The following is a 14,020-nucleotide window of genomic DNA, read 5'->3' on the forward strand; positions in this document are numbered from 1 at the left end:
TAACCCCTGCAATAGCGTTTAGGTGCAGCGAGCGATCGTACAAAACTAATATGCCGCTGCGCCTCAACCCTACATGAAGGAGATTTGCGATGCGTTATGCACATCCTGGCACGCCGGGCGCTTTGGTTTCACTGAAGTCTGCTTACAGTAACTTTATTGACGGTAAATTTATTGAACCGATCGGCGGCGAATTCTTTATGAATACCTCCCCGGTCGATGGTAGCGATATTGGGCAGTTCCCGCGTTCTGATGCCAAAGATATCGACTTTGCCCTTGATGCGGCGCACCGGGCCGCCGATGCCTGGGGCAAAACCTCGGCTCAGCATCGCGCTAATCTGCTGTTGCAGGTTGCCGATCGTATCGAGGCTAACCTGGAATACCTGGCGGTGGCGGAGAGTTGGGATAATGGCAAACCAATCCGCGAGACCCTTAACGCCGACCTGCCGCTGGCGGTCGATCACTTCCGCTATTTTGCCGGCTGCCTGCGCGCGCAGGAGGGGAGTACGGCGGAGATCGACGAGACTACTGTGGCCTACCACTTCCATGAACCACTAGGCGTGGTCGGGCAAATTATTCCGTGGAACTTTCCGCTATTGATGGCCGCCTGGAAGCTGGCTCCAGCGCTCGCGGCCGGTAACTGCGTCGTGCTGAAACCCGCGGAGCAGACGCCGCTGGGTATTACTCTGCTGATGGAGATCATTGGCGATCTGTTCCCGGCAGGGGTACTCAACGTGGTGCAGGGCTTTGGTAAAGAGGCGGGTGAAGCGCTGGCGACCAGCAAACGTATTGCTAAGATTGCGTTCACCGGTTCAACGCCGGTTGGACGCCATATCATGGCCTGCGCTGCTGAGAACATCATACCTTGTACCGTCGAGCTCGGCGGTAAGTCGCCGAATATCTATTTTGCCGACGTGATGGAAGGCGAAGAGGAGTTTATTGAGAAGGCAGTTGAAGGCCTGGTGCTCGGCTTCTTTAACCAGGGGGAGGTCTGTACCTGCCCGTCCCGCGCGCTGATTCAGGAGTCTATCTATGAACCCTTTATGCAACGGGTGATGGCAAAAGTGGCGCAAATCCGCCGCGGCGATCCCTTTGATACCGACACGATGATTGGTGCTCAGGCGTCGCGTCAGCAGTTCGATAAGATCCTTTCTTATATCAAGATCGCCCGCGACGAAGGCGGCAAGATCCTGACCGGGGGGGAACGCGGCAATATCTCCGCCGAACTGGATAACGGTTTCTATATTCAGCCGACGCTGATTCAGGGCCGTAACGATATGCGCAGCTTCCAGGAGGAGATCTTTGGCCCGGTTATCGGCGTCACCACCTTTAAAGATGAAGCGGAGGCGCTGTCTATTGCCAACCAGACCCAGTTTGGTCTCGGCGCTGGCGTCTGGACGCGGGATACCAATCTGGCGTATCGCATGGGGCGCGGTATTAAAGCCGGTCGTGTGTGGACTAACTGCTACCATATCTACCCGGCGCATGCGGCCTTCGGCGGTTACAAACAGTCTGGCGTTGGGCGCGAAACGCATAAAATGGCCCTTAATGCCTACCAGCAGACGAAAAACCTGCTGGTGAGCTACGGTACTGCACCGTTAGGTCTGTTCTGATCGAATAGCGGTTAAGCCCTTCGTTAATTAACGTAACCCGCAATCTTTGGTTAAGATTGCGGGTTTATTATGCCCATCTAAAGATGGGGTTTATTGCGCTCGCCGAAGGGACGAGCGTAAAAATCAATGAGGCCAGCAAGTTACCGGTATAAAAACGAGCCGCCGCTTTCGCGCTGTAGCTCACAAAAAAGAGATGTCATTACGATTTTTTGCACAATGAGCAGATCGGTACGCTATCAATGATCGAGAGATTAAGCGGCTGACCTGGAATACTTTTGTGCGGGAAAATCGAAGATGAAAATCGCTTTTGGTGAGCTAAAACCTTTATTGCAGGCGCATCGCGTTTTTGTCGGCGGGCAGAAGCTTACCTGCGCCCATGCCTTTTACCGTGATGACCTGCTAATTGATATACCGGAAAATCTAGTCACCGAACCTTATACCACTTACTGGGGGCGCTGCGGTGAACGTCTGGCCTCCATGGGCGCTTTTAGCTATACGCGAACCCTGCTTCCGGCGCTGATTCAGGTAGGGCGTTATACCTCGATTGCCGATCGCTTGCAGGTACTTGGCGACCGACACCCTCTGGAGTGGGCCAGCGCCAGCCCGGTGTTTTATGCCCATCTCTCCGGCGTCATGTCGACTCTTGCCGCCGACAGCGGTAAACCCAATCAATTTTATCCCTTTGAGAAAACGCCCCGGCCAATAACCATCGGTAATGATGTGTGGATTGGTCAGAATGTTACCCTGGCGCAGGGCATTACTATTGGCGATGGGGCCGTTATTGCGGCCAACGCGCTGGTGGTCAAAGACGTCGCGCCGTACACCATCGTTGGCGGCAACCCGGCAAAACCGATCCGTATGCGCTTTAACGACGCGATTATTGAACAACTGCTGGCGCTACGATGGTGGCGTTTCTCCGCCCAGGATATTGCTGCGTTTCCGGTGAATCAGGTTGAGCGCTTTTGTGAATTGTTCACCGAGTGCGTTGCTGAAGGGACGATGCTGACTTTCTCGCCGCCGGTATTGACGGCATCCATGATTAAAGCTGTTATGGCTAATAAGCAAAATCCGCAGCGTAGCGCGGTTTAATCAGAAGCGGTTCACATTTGGACAAGGACAAAAAGATGAAGTTGAAGTCAGGTATTGCTTTCGTCATCGCTGCCATCGCCTGCGGCGCTCAGGCGCGCGACATGAACAGTATTCAACAAAGCGGCGAGCTGAAAGTCGGTGTGCCGGGAGACTACGCGCCGCTGGCGTTTCACAATAAAGCCGGGGAGCTGCTGGGCTACGACGTTGATATGGCGAAAGATCTTGGCAAGCGGCTGGGCCTGAAGGTGAGCTTCGTGCAGACCAGCTGGCCGACGCTCTCCGCTGACCTGAAGGCAGATAAGTTTGATATCGCTATGGGTGGGGTGACACAAACCCCGGCGCGGGCAAAAGATTTTGCCCTAAGCCAGCCGGTGGTACCGAATGGTAAAATTGCGCTGGCTAACTGCGCGGCGGCCCCCGCGCTCGGCAGCCTGGAGAAAATTGACCAGCCGAATGTGAAGGTGGTTGTGAATCCAGGCGGTACCAACCAAAGTTTTGTCGATGAACATATCAAGCATGCGCAGATTATTCGGGTGAAAAACAATATCGATAACCTTGAAGCGCTGCGGCAGAAAACGGCGGATATGATGGTGACCGACCTGATCGAAGGGGTCTATTACCAAAGCAATGAGCCGGGCGTTTTTTGCGTAGCTAACGAGACGCCGTTCCCCGGAACCGCCAGTTTCAAAGTCTATATGATGAACAAAGACAACCCGCAGCTGCTGGAGAAGGTTAACCAGTGGCTGGAGAGTCAGGATAAAAACGTACTCAAGCAGAAGTGGCGGATTCATGACCAGCTAAAATCCTGAGGCACTAAAGGTTTTCTATGTGGTGCTGGCGAAATATTAGCGTTCCTGATTTTCAGTCAGCACATCGTTAAGCAGCCAGTCATAAAACACCTTCACCTCCGGGCGCATTACGGCATGCTGTGGAGTCACGATGTAGTAGGACCACGTCAACGGCCAGCGGTTATCGGGATGTAGCTGAACCAGCTGGCCAGTGGTGAGAAGCTGTTTAACCAGCGCATGGCGCACAATAGCAACGCCGCGCCCGCTAAGTGCGGCAAGGATGACCGCCGATGTGGAGTTGATATGCAGCCCGCTATCGCGTGCCGCCGGAGCCTGAGCCGCTTCCAACACATCTTCCCAGGAAGGAAAGCTGGCACCGGGATGCGGCGTATCATCATGAATCAGCTTTTGCTCCGCCAGCCAGTCGCCGCAGGCGATTTTTCCCGGAGGAACAATTAGCGGGCTGCACACCAGCACCGCCTCTTCATCCATCAGCCAGGTTTTATCGACGCCGGACCAGTCACCGCGCCCGCAGCGAACCCCCAGGTCAGCTTCGCCGTGGGAGACATCCATCAGCTTTTCCGTGACGTTGAGGCGCAGGTCGATATTTTCATAGGCCTCAGAGAAGCGGTTCAAGCGCTCCATCAGCCAGTTCATCATCAGAACTTGTGAGGCGGTGATCACCACCACGGAGCGCGCCCGGCGGCCGCGGAGCTTATTCAGCCCGCTCTCGAGCTTATCCAGCCCCAGGGTAATATCCTGTAGCGCTTCCTGCGCTTCGCTCACCAGGGTAAGGCGTTCTTTGCCCGCGCGTGCGCGGTGCAGCAGCGGATGACCGACCCAATCTTCCAGCGCCCTGACTAACTGCCCGACGGCGGCGGGCGTCACGCCCAGTTCCCGGGCCGCGCCGGTAAAGCTGCCGTGGCGGGCGGCGGCTTCAAAAGCGTGGAGCCATTTCAGTCGGTTAAGCGAGCGCATAGCGGATATCTCTCAGTGATTTTTCGCCTCAGTATATACCATAGAGATAGATTTTCTTTGTTATGACGCTATTTCTTCTCATTCGTCAACCCGGCTTAAGACAGGCATGCTTAGGCCACACAAATCAATCGTGAAGAGGTTAATGATGAATACAGTATTTACTGGGAAAAAACTGTTAGTGGTCGGTGGGACCAGCGGTATGGGTCTGGCGACGGCCAAACGGGTGATTGAGAATGGCGGCAGCGTGGTGCTGGTGGGCAATCGTCAGGAGAAGGCGGAGCAGGCGCGTCATGCGCTGGCGGCCTACGGCAAGGTGGATATTATCGTTGCCGATCTGATGAGCGAAGCGGGTATGCAGCAGGTCATGACGACTATCAATGCCGAGCATCGGGATATCAGCCTGCTGGTTAACGCTGCTGGTGTCTTCTTCCCGAAACCGTTTATTGAACATGAAATGACCGATTATGATGTGTATATGAATCTCAATCGGGCGACCTTTTTTATCACCCGCGAAGTGGTGCGCAACATGCTGGCCGCCGGTATCAAAGGCGCGATTGTGAATATTGGTTCAATGTGGGCGCAGCAGGCCATCGGCGCGACGCCGTCATCGGCCTACTCAATGGCAAAGGCGGGTCTGCATGCGCTGACTAAAAACCTGGCGATTGAGCTGGGTGGCAGCGGTATTCGCGTAAACGCGGTATCCCCGGCGGTGGTACATACGCCGATTTATGAAGGCTTTATCGAGAAAGAGGAGGTGAAGGCGGTGATGAACAGCTTTGACAGCTTCCATCCGATTGGCCGCGTTGGCACGCCTGAGGATATCGCGCAAACCGTGGCGTTCCTTCTCAGCGATAGTACCGGTTGGGTGACCGGTGCGGTATGGGATATTGATGGTGGCGTGATGGCTGGTCGGAATGCCTGATTACGTTCATTATGTCATCAAGACTGTTGGCATAAATAAAAACGAATTCAGGATAACGAAAATCAATGAGCGCTGAAACAACGCTGCCTGTCAGGCAGCAAAACCAGAATATTGTTCGTCTGGCCACGGCGCAGGCGCTGGCGGGGGCAAACTCGGTGGTATTTTACGCCACCGGGGCAATTGTGGGTAACGCCATTGCACCGAATCCCACGCTGGCGACGCTGCCGATCACCATTTTTGTGCTGGGCATGGCGGCCTGTATTTTGCCGTTTGGAGCGCTGGCCAGAAAGCGTGGGCGTAAAACGGTCTTCATGACCGGCACCGGGGCCGGTGTTTTGACCGGGCTACTGGCGGCGCTGGCGGTTGTTATCAGCTCATTCTGGCTGTTCTGTATCGCGGCCTTTTTCGGCGGAGCCTATGCGGCAGTGGCGGTGTCGTTCCGCTTTGCTGCGACAGATGGCGTCAGCGACGAGCGCCGCGCGCGGGCGCTCTCCCTGGTCATGGGCGGCGGGGTGGCCGCCGGGGTCATCGGGCCGATGTTGGTCACAGGTACCATGAACCTGTGGCCGCCGCACACCTTTGCGATGACCTTTATCGCCCAGGGGCTGGTGGCTGCGGTATCGGCGCTGGTATTGCTGGGGGTAAAAACCGCCGAGCCGGTGGCGCAGGCGAAATCCGGCGGGCGTCCGCTGGGCGAAATTGTGCGCCAGCCGGGCTTTGCCCGCACGGTGTTCAGCGGCGCAATCTCCTATATGGTGATGAACTTTCTGATGACCGCAGCGCCGCTTTCCATGCATATGCACGGCATCTCGCAACAGGCGTCGAATCTGGGGATCCAGTGGCACGTTATCGCCATGTATGGCCCCGGTTTTTTCACCGGTAAATTAATCAATCGATTCGGAGCCCGGCGTATTAACGCGGCTGGGTTAATTCTGCTGGTGGTGTCGGTGATGGTCGGCCTGGCCGGTATTGACGTAATGCACTACTGGCTGTCGCTTATCCTGCTGGGCTTAGGTTGGAACTTTGGCTTTACCGGCGCGTCGGCGCAGATTATGGATTTCCATCGTCCGGAAGAGAAAACCCAGGTGCAGTCGCTGAATGATTTTATTGTTTTCGGCGTTATGATGATTGGCTCTTTCTCCTCCGGTGCGCTGATGAACCTCTTTGGCTGGAACGCCGTGCTGTGGGGATCGCTGGTGCCGATTGTCATCGCGTTGCTTGCGTTGCTGGTCGGCGGACGAGCAGCGAAACGAACCTAATTTTTGCGTGATTTAACGCCAGCACGCACGGCGTCTCGCATTGAGCGAATTAAGGTTTCTTTGCTGCGACCCCGGCGGAAAATCAGCGAGAAGGGAGCCTGATAGCCATATTCCGTCGGCAGCAGGGCGCGCAGCTTTTGCGATTGCACCCAGGGCAAAGCGTAGTGTTCCGGCAGATAGCCGACGTATTTGCCGGACAAAATCAGCATCAGCTGCGCTTCCATACTTTCTGCGCTCGCGACGCTCTGCTTAAAGCCTTTGCGCCCTAAATCGCTGCTGCTCCAGTAGCTGCGGGTGACCATTCGCATCTCGGAAATAAGCGCTTCCGTCGGGTGCTTAACGGTAAACAGAGAGTGTTTGTCACCGCAATAGAGCCAGTTTTGTTCGCGATAAAGTGGGTGAGACACCACGCTATTGGCCTGTAAAGAGAAGGTGCCCACGGCGAGATCCAGTTCATTATTCAGTACGCCCTGCAAAAGCGCGTTCGGGCTTCTGACCTGTAAATTAATATGCACCAGCGGGAAGCGCTCGCTAAACGTGGCGATGATTTCGCTCATCGGCAGCATCGGGTCGGTAATCGTCGAGTCAATTACGCCAAGATTAAAAATCCCAGTCTGCTCGCCGCGCAGCGTCGCCGTATTGCGCTCAAAATCCTCCATCGAATTCAGCAGATCGATGCTTTGCTGGAGCACGGTTTCCCCTTTTTCGGTCAGAGAAAAACCGCCTCTACCGCGACGACATAGGGTGATGCCGAGCTTCTCTTCCAGTTCACTCATATAGTTGCTGATGGCTGAAACGGTCAGGTTAAGTTCCTGCTGCGCATTGGCAAAGCCCTGATATTTCGCCACGGTAATAAAAACGTGTAACAGCCGCAGATTCGGAAATTTTCCAACTGACATAAGGGGATGCTCCGCTGTAAGCCCCGGGTTTTGTTTTTATTTTTCTAAACTAATTTTTTGCTTTTGACTATTTTTTCTCTCATCCGCGTTCAGCAGTATGTCTTCATCGCCCGATAAGCCCTGGAGACACAGCAATGACATCCTTAATTGAACATGAATACCCGCAGCCGCAGGATGGCGAAATTCCGCGTTTTAGCGGGTTACCCACTTTTTTTCGCCTGCCTTTTGCGCCACAGGCCGCCGATCTGGATATCGGCGTGGTGGGCGTGCCGTGGGATGGCGGAACCACCAACCGTGCGGGGACTCGCCACGGGCCACGCGAGCTACGCAATGCCTCAAGCCTGGTGCGTCGGGTCCACCAGACCACCCGCCGTTCTCCCTATGATTACGCCCGCGTTGGCGATCTGGGGGATGTGCGTATCAATCCGGTAGATATGCAGGATAGCCTGGCGCGCATTGAAGCATGGTATCGCGCCCTTGATGAGCAGCAGGTGATGCCTCTAACCGCGGGCGGCGACCATCTCACTACGCTGCCGATTTTACGGGCGCTCGGACGGGATAAGGCGTTGGGGATGATCCATTTTGATGCCCACTCGGATACTAACGACAGCTATTTCGGCGGCGAGCGCTTTACCCACGGTACTCCGTTTCGTCGTGCGGTAGAAGAAGGCGTTCTCGACCCGCAACGCACGGTGCAAATCGGCATCCGCGGAGCGCTGTTTTCCGCCGATGAGCACCGCTGGGCGGAAGAGAACGGTATCACCATCATCCGTATGGAGCAGGTGGACGAGCTGGGTATCGACAAGGTGATGCAGCGGGCGCGTGAGATTGTTGGCGAGCAGCCTACCTATATCAGCTTCGATATCGATGTGCTGGATCCGGTCTATGCGCCCGGTACCGGAACGCCGGAAATTGGCGGTATGACTACGTTGCAGGCTCAGCGCTGCGTTCGTCAGCTTGCTGGATTGAATCTGATTGGTGCCGACGTGGTGGAAGTCTCGCCGCCCTTTGACCAGGGCAATCTCACTAGCCTGACCGGCGCGACCATGATGTTTGAACTCCTGTGCCAGCTTGCCGATGCCCATCATCGGCGTATTTCTCAATAACAGCGGAGAATTATGATGAAAAGAAATCTCTCATTGCGCTATCTTGCCACCGCGTTGGTTCTGGCATCAGGCCTTGTCACGGCGGCCAATGCGGCGGATGCGACTCTGACGCCGGGAAAGCTGAAGATAGCGATGGAAGTCGCCTACCCGCCTTTTGAATCTTGGCAGGATGACAAAATCGTCGGCTTTGATGCTGAACTGGCGGCGTTATTAAGCCAAAAAGCGGGCCTGACGCTACAGCTGGTGGATACCAAATTTAGCAGCCTGATCCTCGGCCTGAGCGGGGGACGTCAGGACGCGGTCATCTCTGCGCTCTATATCACTGCGGAGCGTACCCTGCAGGCGGATGCGATCCCTTATGCTAAAACGGGGGCCTATATCATGGTGCGCAGCGATAGCAAAGTTGCGCCGCAAACGGAAAACGAACTTTGTGGTTTAACCATTGGGCTACAGCAGGGTACATCGTGGGTGAAAAAGCTGCATGAGCTTTCGGCGAGCTATTGCCAGGCACAGGGTAAAGGGGCGATTGAGATTAAAGAGTTCCCGACCGCGCCGGAGACGCTGCAGGCACTGCTCTCCGGCAATATTCAGGCTCAGGTAGATATTGCAGGTGTGGTAAGCCTGTTCACCCAGCGCAGCAAAGGGCGACTGAAGGTCAGTTCTCCGCAGACGATATATCCTCAAACGCTGGGTATTTACATCAAGAAGGGCAACCAGGCGCTGACGCAACAGTTGACCTCCGCACTGAAAGCCCTGCGTGAAAATGGTGAGTACAGCGCCTTGCTGAAAAAGTATGCGGTATATGGCATCACCGATGACACGGTGCAGTAGTGTGTAAAAAATCTAAAATATACAGGTGAACGGACACTGTAATGAGATACTTATCACATTTTTAGCGTGATTAAACCGTTTGGTATGATTTAAAATCACTACTTATCAATGCCTTACTTTTTACCCTACAATTCATTGTGTATTCAGTGTGTAAAATTACACACTGATCACAATTCATATCTTCTCTGCATGCTTTAATTCCTCTCACCAAAACAGAGAGGATTGCTCATGAAACACATGATGATTTGCTGCGGCGCCGGTGTTGCGACCAGTACCGTTGCGTTAAATAAGCTCCAGGACTTCCTGAAAAAAGAGAATATTCTCGATAAAGTGCGTATTTCCCAGGGAACCGTGGCTGAAGCCAAAACCCGCGACGATGTAGATTTTATTGTTTCCACTTCACCGGTTGCGCTTTCTATTCCCGTTGTTAACGCTCTACCGCTATTAACCGGTATGGGTACTGATAAAGTTTTCAGCAGCGTCAAAGAATTAATTCTCGCCGAGGGTTAAGCCATGTTTATTGTTGATTACATTGTAGGTTTAGGGGCATCGGTCATGATGCCGCTAATATTTATGCTCCTCGGTTTGATATTACGCCTGTCGCTGAGCAAAGCATTAAAAGCCGGTTTAATGGTTGGTATTGGTTTTATCGGCTTAAGCATTACCGTTAATCTGATGATCGATTCCCTGACCCCGGTAAGCCATGCGCTGGTGGAGCGTTTTGGTCTGAATCTCAACGTACTGGACGTGGGCTGGCCTGCCGCCGCAGCGGTAGCGATGGGGACCCGGGTCGGCGCGCTGGTGATTCCGGTGTGCGTCGCGATTAACGTTCTGATGTTGTACACCAAAACCACGCGGGTACTGAACGTGGATATCTGGAACCTGTGGCATCATGCCTTTACCGGTTCCCTGGTGACGATTATTACCGACAGCTTGTGGCTGGGAATATTTGCCGCCGGTATCAACTGTATTATTACGATGGTGATTGCTGACCGCACCAGTGGTGATGTTGAGAAATACCTGAATCTGCCGTCTATTTCGGTACCGCACGGTTTTTCCGCATCATTTGTCCCGGCCGCGTGGTTGGTGAATGCCATTGTTGACCGCATCCCGGTTATTCGCGATATCAAAATTGATACCGAAGTTATCCAGAAACGCTTATCTATTCTCGGCGATCCGGCCTCTCTGGGGGCAATTATCGGTGCGCTGTTGGGTATTATCGCGGGTATCGAAGTGAAAGCTATTCTGCAAACCGCAATTACCATGGCGGCGGTGATGACCATTATTCCGCGGATGGCGAAAATGCTGATGGAAGGGGTTTATCCGATTAGCGAACGTATTCAGGAGATAGCTCAGTCGCGTGCCGGTTCATTCGGCAAAATCGCTATCGGCCTGGATTCAGCCGTGAGCGTTGGGCACCCGGTGACGCTGTCCGTATCGATGCTGATGATCCCGGTGATGCTGGTACTGGCGGCGATTATTCCGGGCAACCAGTTCCTGCCGTTCGCGTCCCTTACCGGATTACCGTTCGCCTTCGTGCTGGTGACGGCAGTTTGTCGCGGTGATATGTTCCGTACGCTACTGACCGGGCTGTTAACCTTAAGTCTGGCGCTGTTGATTGGTACCAGCCTGGCGCCGATTGTCACCAGCACCGCGGTGAGCACCGGCTTCTCGCTGCCGCAGGGGACCACCAGTATTAGCAGCGTGGATTATGCCGGGGCGATGCTGCCGTGGGCGATTATCCAGAGCTTCCACCTCAAAGAGATCGGTGTGGGTATCCTGACGCTGTGCACCATCGTGCTGGTGCTGTGGAACCGCCGTAAGCTGGCGCAGGAGAATGAGCAAGCGGCAGCAGAAGTGAGCGTGGAGGCCGGAAAATGATGTTTAGCGCACAGCGGGTGGTGAAGTTTACCGGGAACGTGAGTCGGACGGTTTTGTTAACCCGACTGGCAGATAGCCTGCAGGCCGACGGACTGGTTAAACCAAGTTTTGCCGATGGGGTACTTGAACGGGAAAAAGTCTATCCCACCGGGATATTTATGGAGACCCATAGCGTCGCCATTCCGCATACCGAGTTTGAGCATGTTAACCAGACCGGTTTTGCAATCGGCATTAACCTGGCGGGGGTTGAATTTCAGCGTACCGACGAGCCTGAAGAGAGCGTTGTCCCGCAGATAGTCGTGATGATGGCGATTGATAAAACTTGCGAAAAAGTGGCAATTATTCAATCCTTGTTCGCATTATTGGCCGATCGCGATCGAGTTAACGATATCGTGAAAATGACGCCAGAGGAGATTGCAAAAGTGTTCACCGATGCCGTCGTCACGCAGTAAGATAAAATGATGAGCTCAATACGGTGAAGCCGCAACCGACGAGGGACAAGATGTTACGAATCAGCGACGTCATAGAGTTAGCGATGGTCAGTCGTAAAACTATCTATAACGCAATCAACAGTGGCCGGCTGAAATATCAGTTGGTGAATGTAGATAATCGTCAGGTTCGTATGTTCCTCGAAGAAGATGTCTTCGAAGCTTTTCCGAAAACCAACCGTGCGGTGACTCAGGAGCAAGAAGTGCAGGCGCTGCGTGAAGAGGTCGCTTCGCTTAAGTTTGCTCTGGCGGAGCTGCAAAAAGCGGTGAACGCCATGGATCCGGAAGGCAAGTACGAAATGACCAGCGTTAAAGAGCCAGCAAAAACGCCCGACCGCTAACCAGCGGCCGGGCGCAGCTTATCAGACAATATCATCCACCACGCCGCCATCCACGCGTAGCGCCGCGCCTGACGTTGCTGAAGCCTGAGTCGAGCAGACGTAAACCACCATATTGGCGACTTCTTCCACCGTGGCCGCACGTTGAATCACCGAGCCTGGACGGTTCGCCATCACGAACTCTTTTGCCAGCTGTTCCAGCGATTTCCCGGTTTTCGCGACTTCATCTTTCATCATCTCAGCAAAGCCATCAGAGATAGTTGGCCCCGGCAGCACGCTGTTGACGGTGACGCCGCTACCGGCGACAAACTTCGCCAGCCCGCGGGCCAGCGACAGCTGAGCGGTTTTCGTCACGCCGTAATGAATCATATCCGCCGGAATGTTACGCGCCGATTCCGAAGAGATAAACACAACCCGACCCCAGCCTTTCTGCACCATCGCCGGTAGCAGGGCGCGAGAAAGACGTACCCCTGACATCACGTTGGTTTGCCAGTAGTTTTCCCAGGTCGCATCATCGGTTGCATAGAAATCCTGCGGGCCGTAAATACCTGCGTTATTGACCAGAATGTCGACTCCGTTAACAGCCTGCACCAGCTGATTGACGCCTTCAGCGCTGCTGAGATCGGCAATCGCCGGGCGCAGTTTCGCGTCGGGAACCTCATTCTGTAAACGGGCGATGGCCGCGCTCACGCTACGCTCGCTGCGACCATTAATTATCACTTCCGCGCCGCTGGCCGCCAGACCTGTGGCGATGGCGAAACCAATACCGCCGGTGGAGGCGGTAACCAGTGCGACTTTCCCCGATAAATCAATATTCATGCTGATAGCCTTATTTTTTGTCGGACAGACCATTAAGCGTAGCAGCGGATATGAGGCTATTGACGTTTTCGGGATTAATAACCGCTCTGTTTGTTAACAAGATTTTTCAGCGGCAGCGCCTGGTGCAGCCGTTGGATGTTGTCCAGCAGCTGACGGGCAACCACCACCGTTTGCGCGATAGAGGCCATATGCGGGGTGATAACCACCTGCGGATGCTGCCACAGTGGGTCTTCCTGCGGCAGCGGTTCGACGGGGAACACGTCGAGCACCGCGCCGGACAACTTGCCGTTCTCCAGTGCTTCAAGTACGTCCTGATTCACCATATGCTCGCCGCGTCCGCAGTTAATCAGCGCTGCACCGTCAGGTAGTTGCTCCAGTAAAGGGTGGGCAAGGATGCCTCGCGTCTGCTCTGTTAACGGCAGGACGTTGATCAGCGCATCCAGTTGGCCAAGAAATTCGCCAGCCTGAGCATCTCCGTGATAACAACGCACGCCAGCAAGGGATTTTTCACTGCGCGCCCAGCCGGAAACCTTATATCCCAATCCGGCAAGCTGCGCGGCGATATAGCCGCCAATTTCGCCGAGGCCCATGACGCCAACGTGATAATCGGCCGCCGCTCGCTGCGGATAAATCTTCCACGTTCTTTCGCGCTGGTGGGCCAGCGCCCGGTCAAAACTGCGCTGAAACCACAGCACGCCCCACAGAACGTATTCAAACATGCCGTGGCGAAAATCTTCGTCAACCACCCGGCAGAGCGGAACGTCGCTGGCAAAAACGCTGGCGGGTAAATGGTCGACGCCAGCAGATGCGGCCTGGATCAGTTTCAGCTCAGGCGAGCGGACCAGCAGCTGTGGGTCAGGAAACCAGCAGCTGGCATATTGCGCCTCGCGGGCGGCGGGGTCCTCTGGCAGAACCGCTTTTACTTCCGGAAACAGCGCGAACGCGGCGCAAATTTCCTGGGCGTACTGAGGATCATTACAATCCACGACGACGGTTAACTGAGTCATAGGCA

General features: G+C 54.6%; 15 protein-coding genes. 11 read left to right on the forward strand and 4 right to left on the reverse strand.

From position 1 onward, the window contains the following. Positions 1–89 precede the first annotated feature (89 nt). The 3 genes from exaC (at position 90) to DA718_RS06690 (ending at position 3,508) form a co-directional block, all read left to right on the forward strand. A complete protein-coding gene (gene exaC, locus DA718_RS06680; RefSeq protein WP_112216448.1) occupies positions 90–1,610 on the forward strand; it encodes an acetaldehyde dehydrogenase ExaC in 1,521 nt (506 codons plus the stop codon). A 294-nt stretch (positions 1,611–1,904) separates the two neighbouring features. Then, the gene (locus tag DA718_RS06685; RefSeq protein ID WP_112216449.1) at positions 1,905–2,699 is read left to right on the forward strand and encodes a CatB-related O-acetyltransferase; all 795 of its coding nucleotides are present in this window, start codon (positions 1,905–1,907) and stop codon (positions 2,697–2,699) included. A 35-nt stretch (positions 2,700–2,734) separates the two neighbouring features. After that, positions 2,735–3,508 carry a transporter substrate-binding domain-containing protein gene (locus DA718_RS06690; protein ID WP_112216450.1) on the forward strand — a complete coding sequence of 258 codons (774 nt, stop codon included), beginning with the start codon at positions 2,735–2,737 and terminating at the stop codon, positions 3,506–3,508. 36 nt (positions 3,509–3,544) lie between these two features. On the opposite strand, the gene DA718_RS06695 is transcribed toward DA718_RS06690, so the two are convergent. Next, positions 3,545–4,465, reverse strand: a complete 921-nt coding sequence (locus tag DA718_RS06695) for a LysR substrate-binding domain-containing protein (RefSeq protein WP_112216451.1) — start codon at positions 4,463–4,465, stop codon at positions 3,545–3,547. 145 nt (positions 4,466–4,610) lie between these two features. Here DA718_RS06695 and DA718_RS06700 point away from each other — a divergent pair, with 145 nt between their 5' ends. After that, the gene (locus tag DA718_RS06700) at positions 4,611–5,387 is read left to right on the forward strand and encodes an SDR family NAD(P)-dependent oxidoreductase (RefSeq protein WP_112216452.1); all 777 of its coding nucleotides are present in this window, start codon (positions 4,611–4,613) and stop codon (positions 5,385–5,387) included. 65 nt (positions 5,388–5,452) lie between these two features. Beyond that, positions 5,453–6,646, forward strand: coding sequence for an MFS transporter (locus tag DA718_RS06705; RefSeq protein WP_112216453.1), 1,194 nt, complete (start codon positions 5,453–5,455; stop codon positions 6,644–6,646). Here the strand turns inward: DA718_RS06705 and DA718_RS06710 are convergent. Further along, entirely contained in the window at positions 6,643–7,545 is a 903-nt protein-coding gene (locus tag DA718_RS06710; RefSeq protein ID WP_009652525.1) for a LysR family transcriptional regulator, read from the reverse strand. The two genes, DA718_RS06705 and DA718_RS06710, sit on opposite strands and share 4 nt — an antisense overlap. Positions 7,546–7,679: 134 nt before the next feature. On the opposite strand from DA718_RS06710, the gene speB reads away from it, so the two are divergent. The 6 genes from speB to DA718_RS06740 all read left to right on the forward strand — a co-directional run bounded on the left by speB (position 7,680) and on the right by DA718_RS06740 (position 12,192). Next, positions 7,680–8,651, forward strand: a complete 972-nt coding sequence (gene speB, locus DA718_RS06715; RefSeq protein ID WP_112216454.1) for an agmatinase — start codon at positions 7,680–7,682, stop codon at positions 8,649–8,651. Positions 8,652–8,666: 15 nt separating this feature from the next. Then, positions 8,667–9,482 (forward strand): ABC transporter substrate-binding protein, encoded by an 816-nt coding sequence (locus tag DA718_RS06720; protein WP_112216455.1) that lies wholly within the window; start codon positions 8,667–8,669, stop codon positions 9,480–9,482. A gap of 228 nt (positions 9,483–9,710) precedes the next feature. Beyond that, the gene (locus tag DA718_RS06725) at positions 9,711–9,992 is read left to right on the forward strand and encodes a PTS sugar transporter subunit IIB (RefSeq protein ID WP_009652557.1); all 282 of its coding nucleotides are present in this window, start codon (positions 9,711–9,713) and stop codon (positions 9,990–9,992) included. 3 nt (positions 9,993–9,995) lie between these two features. Beyond that, on the forward strand, positions 9,996–11,363 hold the full coding sequence (locus DA718_RS06730; RefSeq protein WP_110277064.1) for a PTS galactitol transporter subunit IIC: 1,368 nt from the start codon (positions 9,996–9,998) through the stop codon (positions 11,361–11,363). Then, the gene (locus DA718_RS06735) at positions 11,360–11,815 is read left to right on the forward strand and encodes a PTS sugar transporter subunit IIA (protein WP_112216456.1); all 456 of its coding nucleotides are present in this window, start codon (positions 11,360–11,362) and stop codon (positions 11,813–11,815) included. The genes DA718_RS06730 and DA718_RS06735 overlap by 4 nt, the downstream gene beginning before the upstream one ends. A 50-nt stretch (positions 11,816–11,865) precedes the next feature. Then, on the forward strand, positions 11,866–12,192 hold the full coding sequence (locus DA718_RS06740; protein ID WP_110277066.1) for a MerR family transcriptional regulator: 327 nt from the start codon (positions 11,866–11,868) through the stop codon (positions 12,190–12,192). A gap of 21 nt (positions 12,193–12,213) precedes the next feature. On the opposite strand, the gene DA718_RS06745 is transcribed toward DA718_RS06740, so the two are convergent. Both DA718_RS06745 and DA718_RS06750 read right to left on the reverse strand, forming a co-directional pair. After that, complete coding sequence (locus DA718_RS06745; RefSeq protein WP_110277067.1) at positions 12,214–13,008, reverse strand: SDR family NAD(P)-dependent oxidoreductase; 795 nt, start codon at positions 13,006–13,008, stop codon at positions 12,214–12,216. A gap of 74 nt (positions 13,009–13,082) precedes the next feature. Next, on the reverse strand, positions 13,083–14,015 hold the full coding sequence (locus tag DA718_RS06750; protein WP_112216457.1) for a 2-hydroxyacid dehydrogenase: 933 nt from the start codon (positions 14,013–14,015) through the stop codon (positions 13,083–13,085). Positions 14,016–14,020: the final 5 nt, after the last annotated feature.

This window comes from Klebsiella huaxiensis, from assembly GCF_003261575.2.
In the GTDB taxonomy this organism is placed as follows: Bacteria; Pseudomonadota; Gammaproteobacteria; order Enterobacterales; family Enterobacteriaceae; genus Klebsiella; species Klebsiella huaxiensis.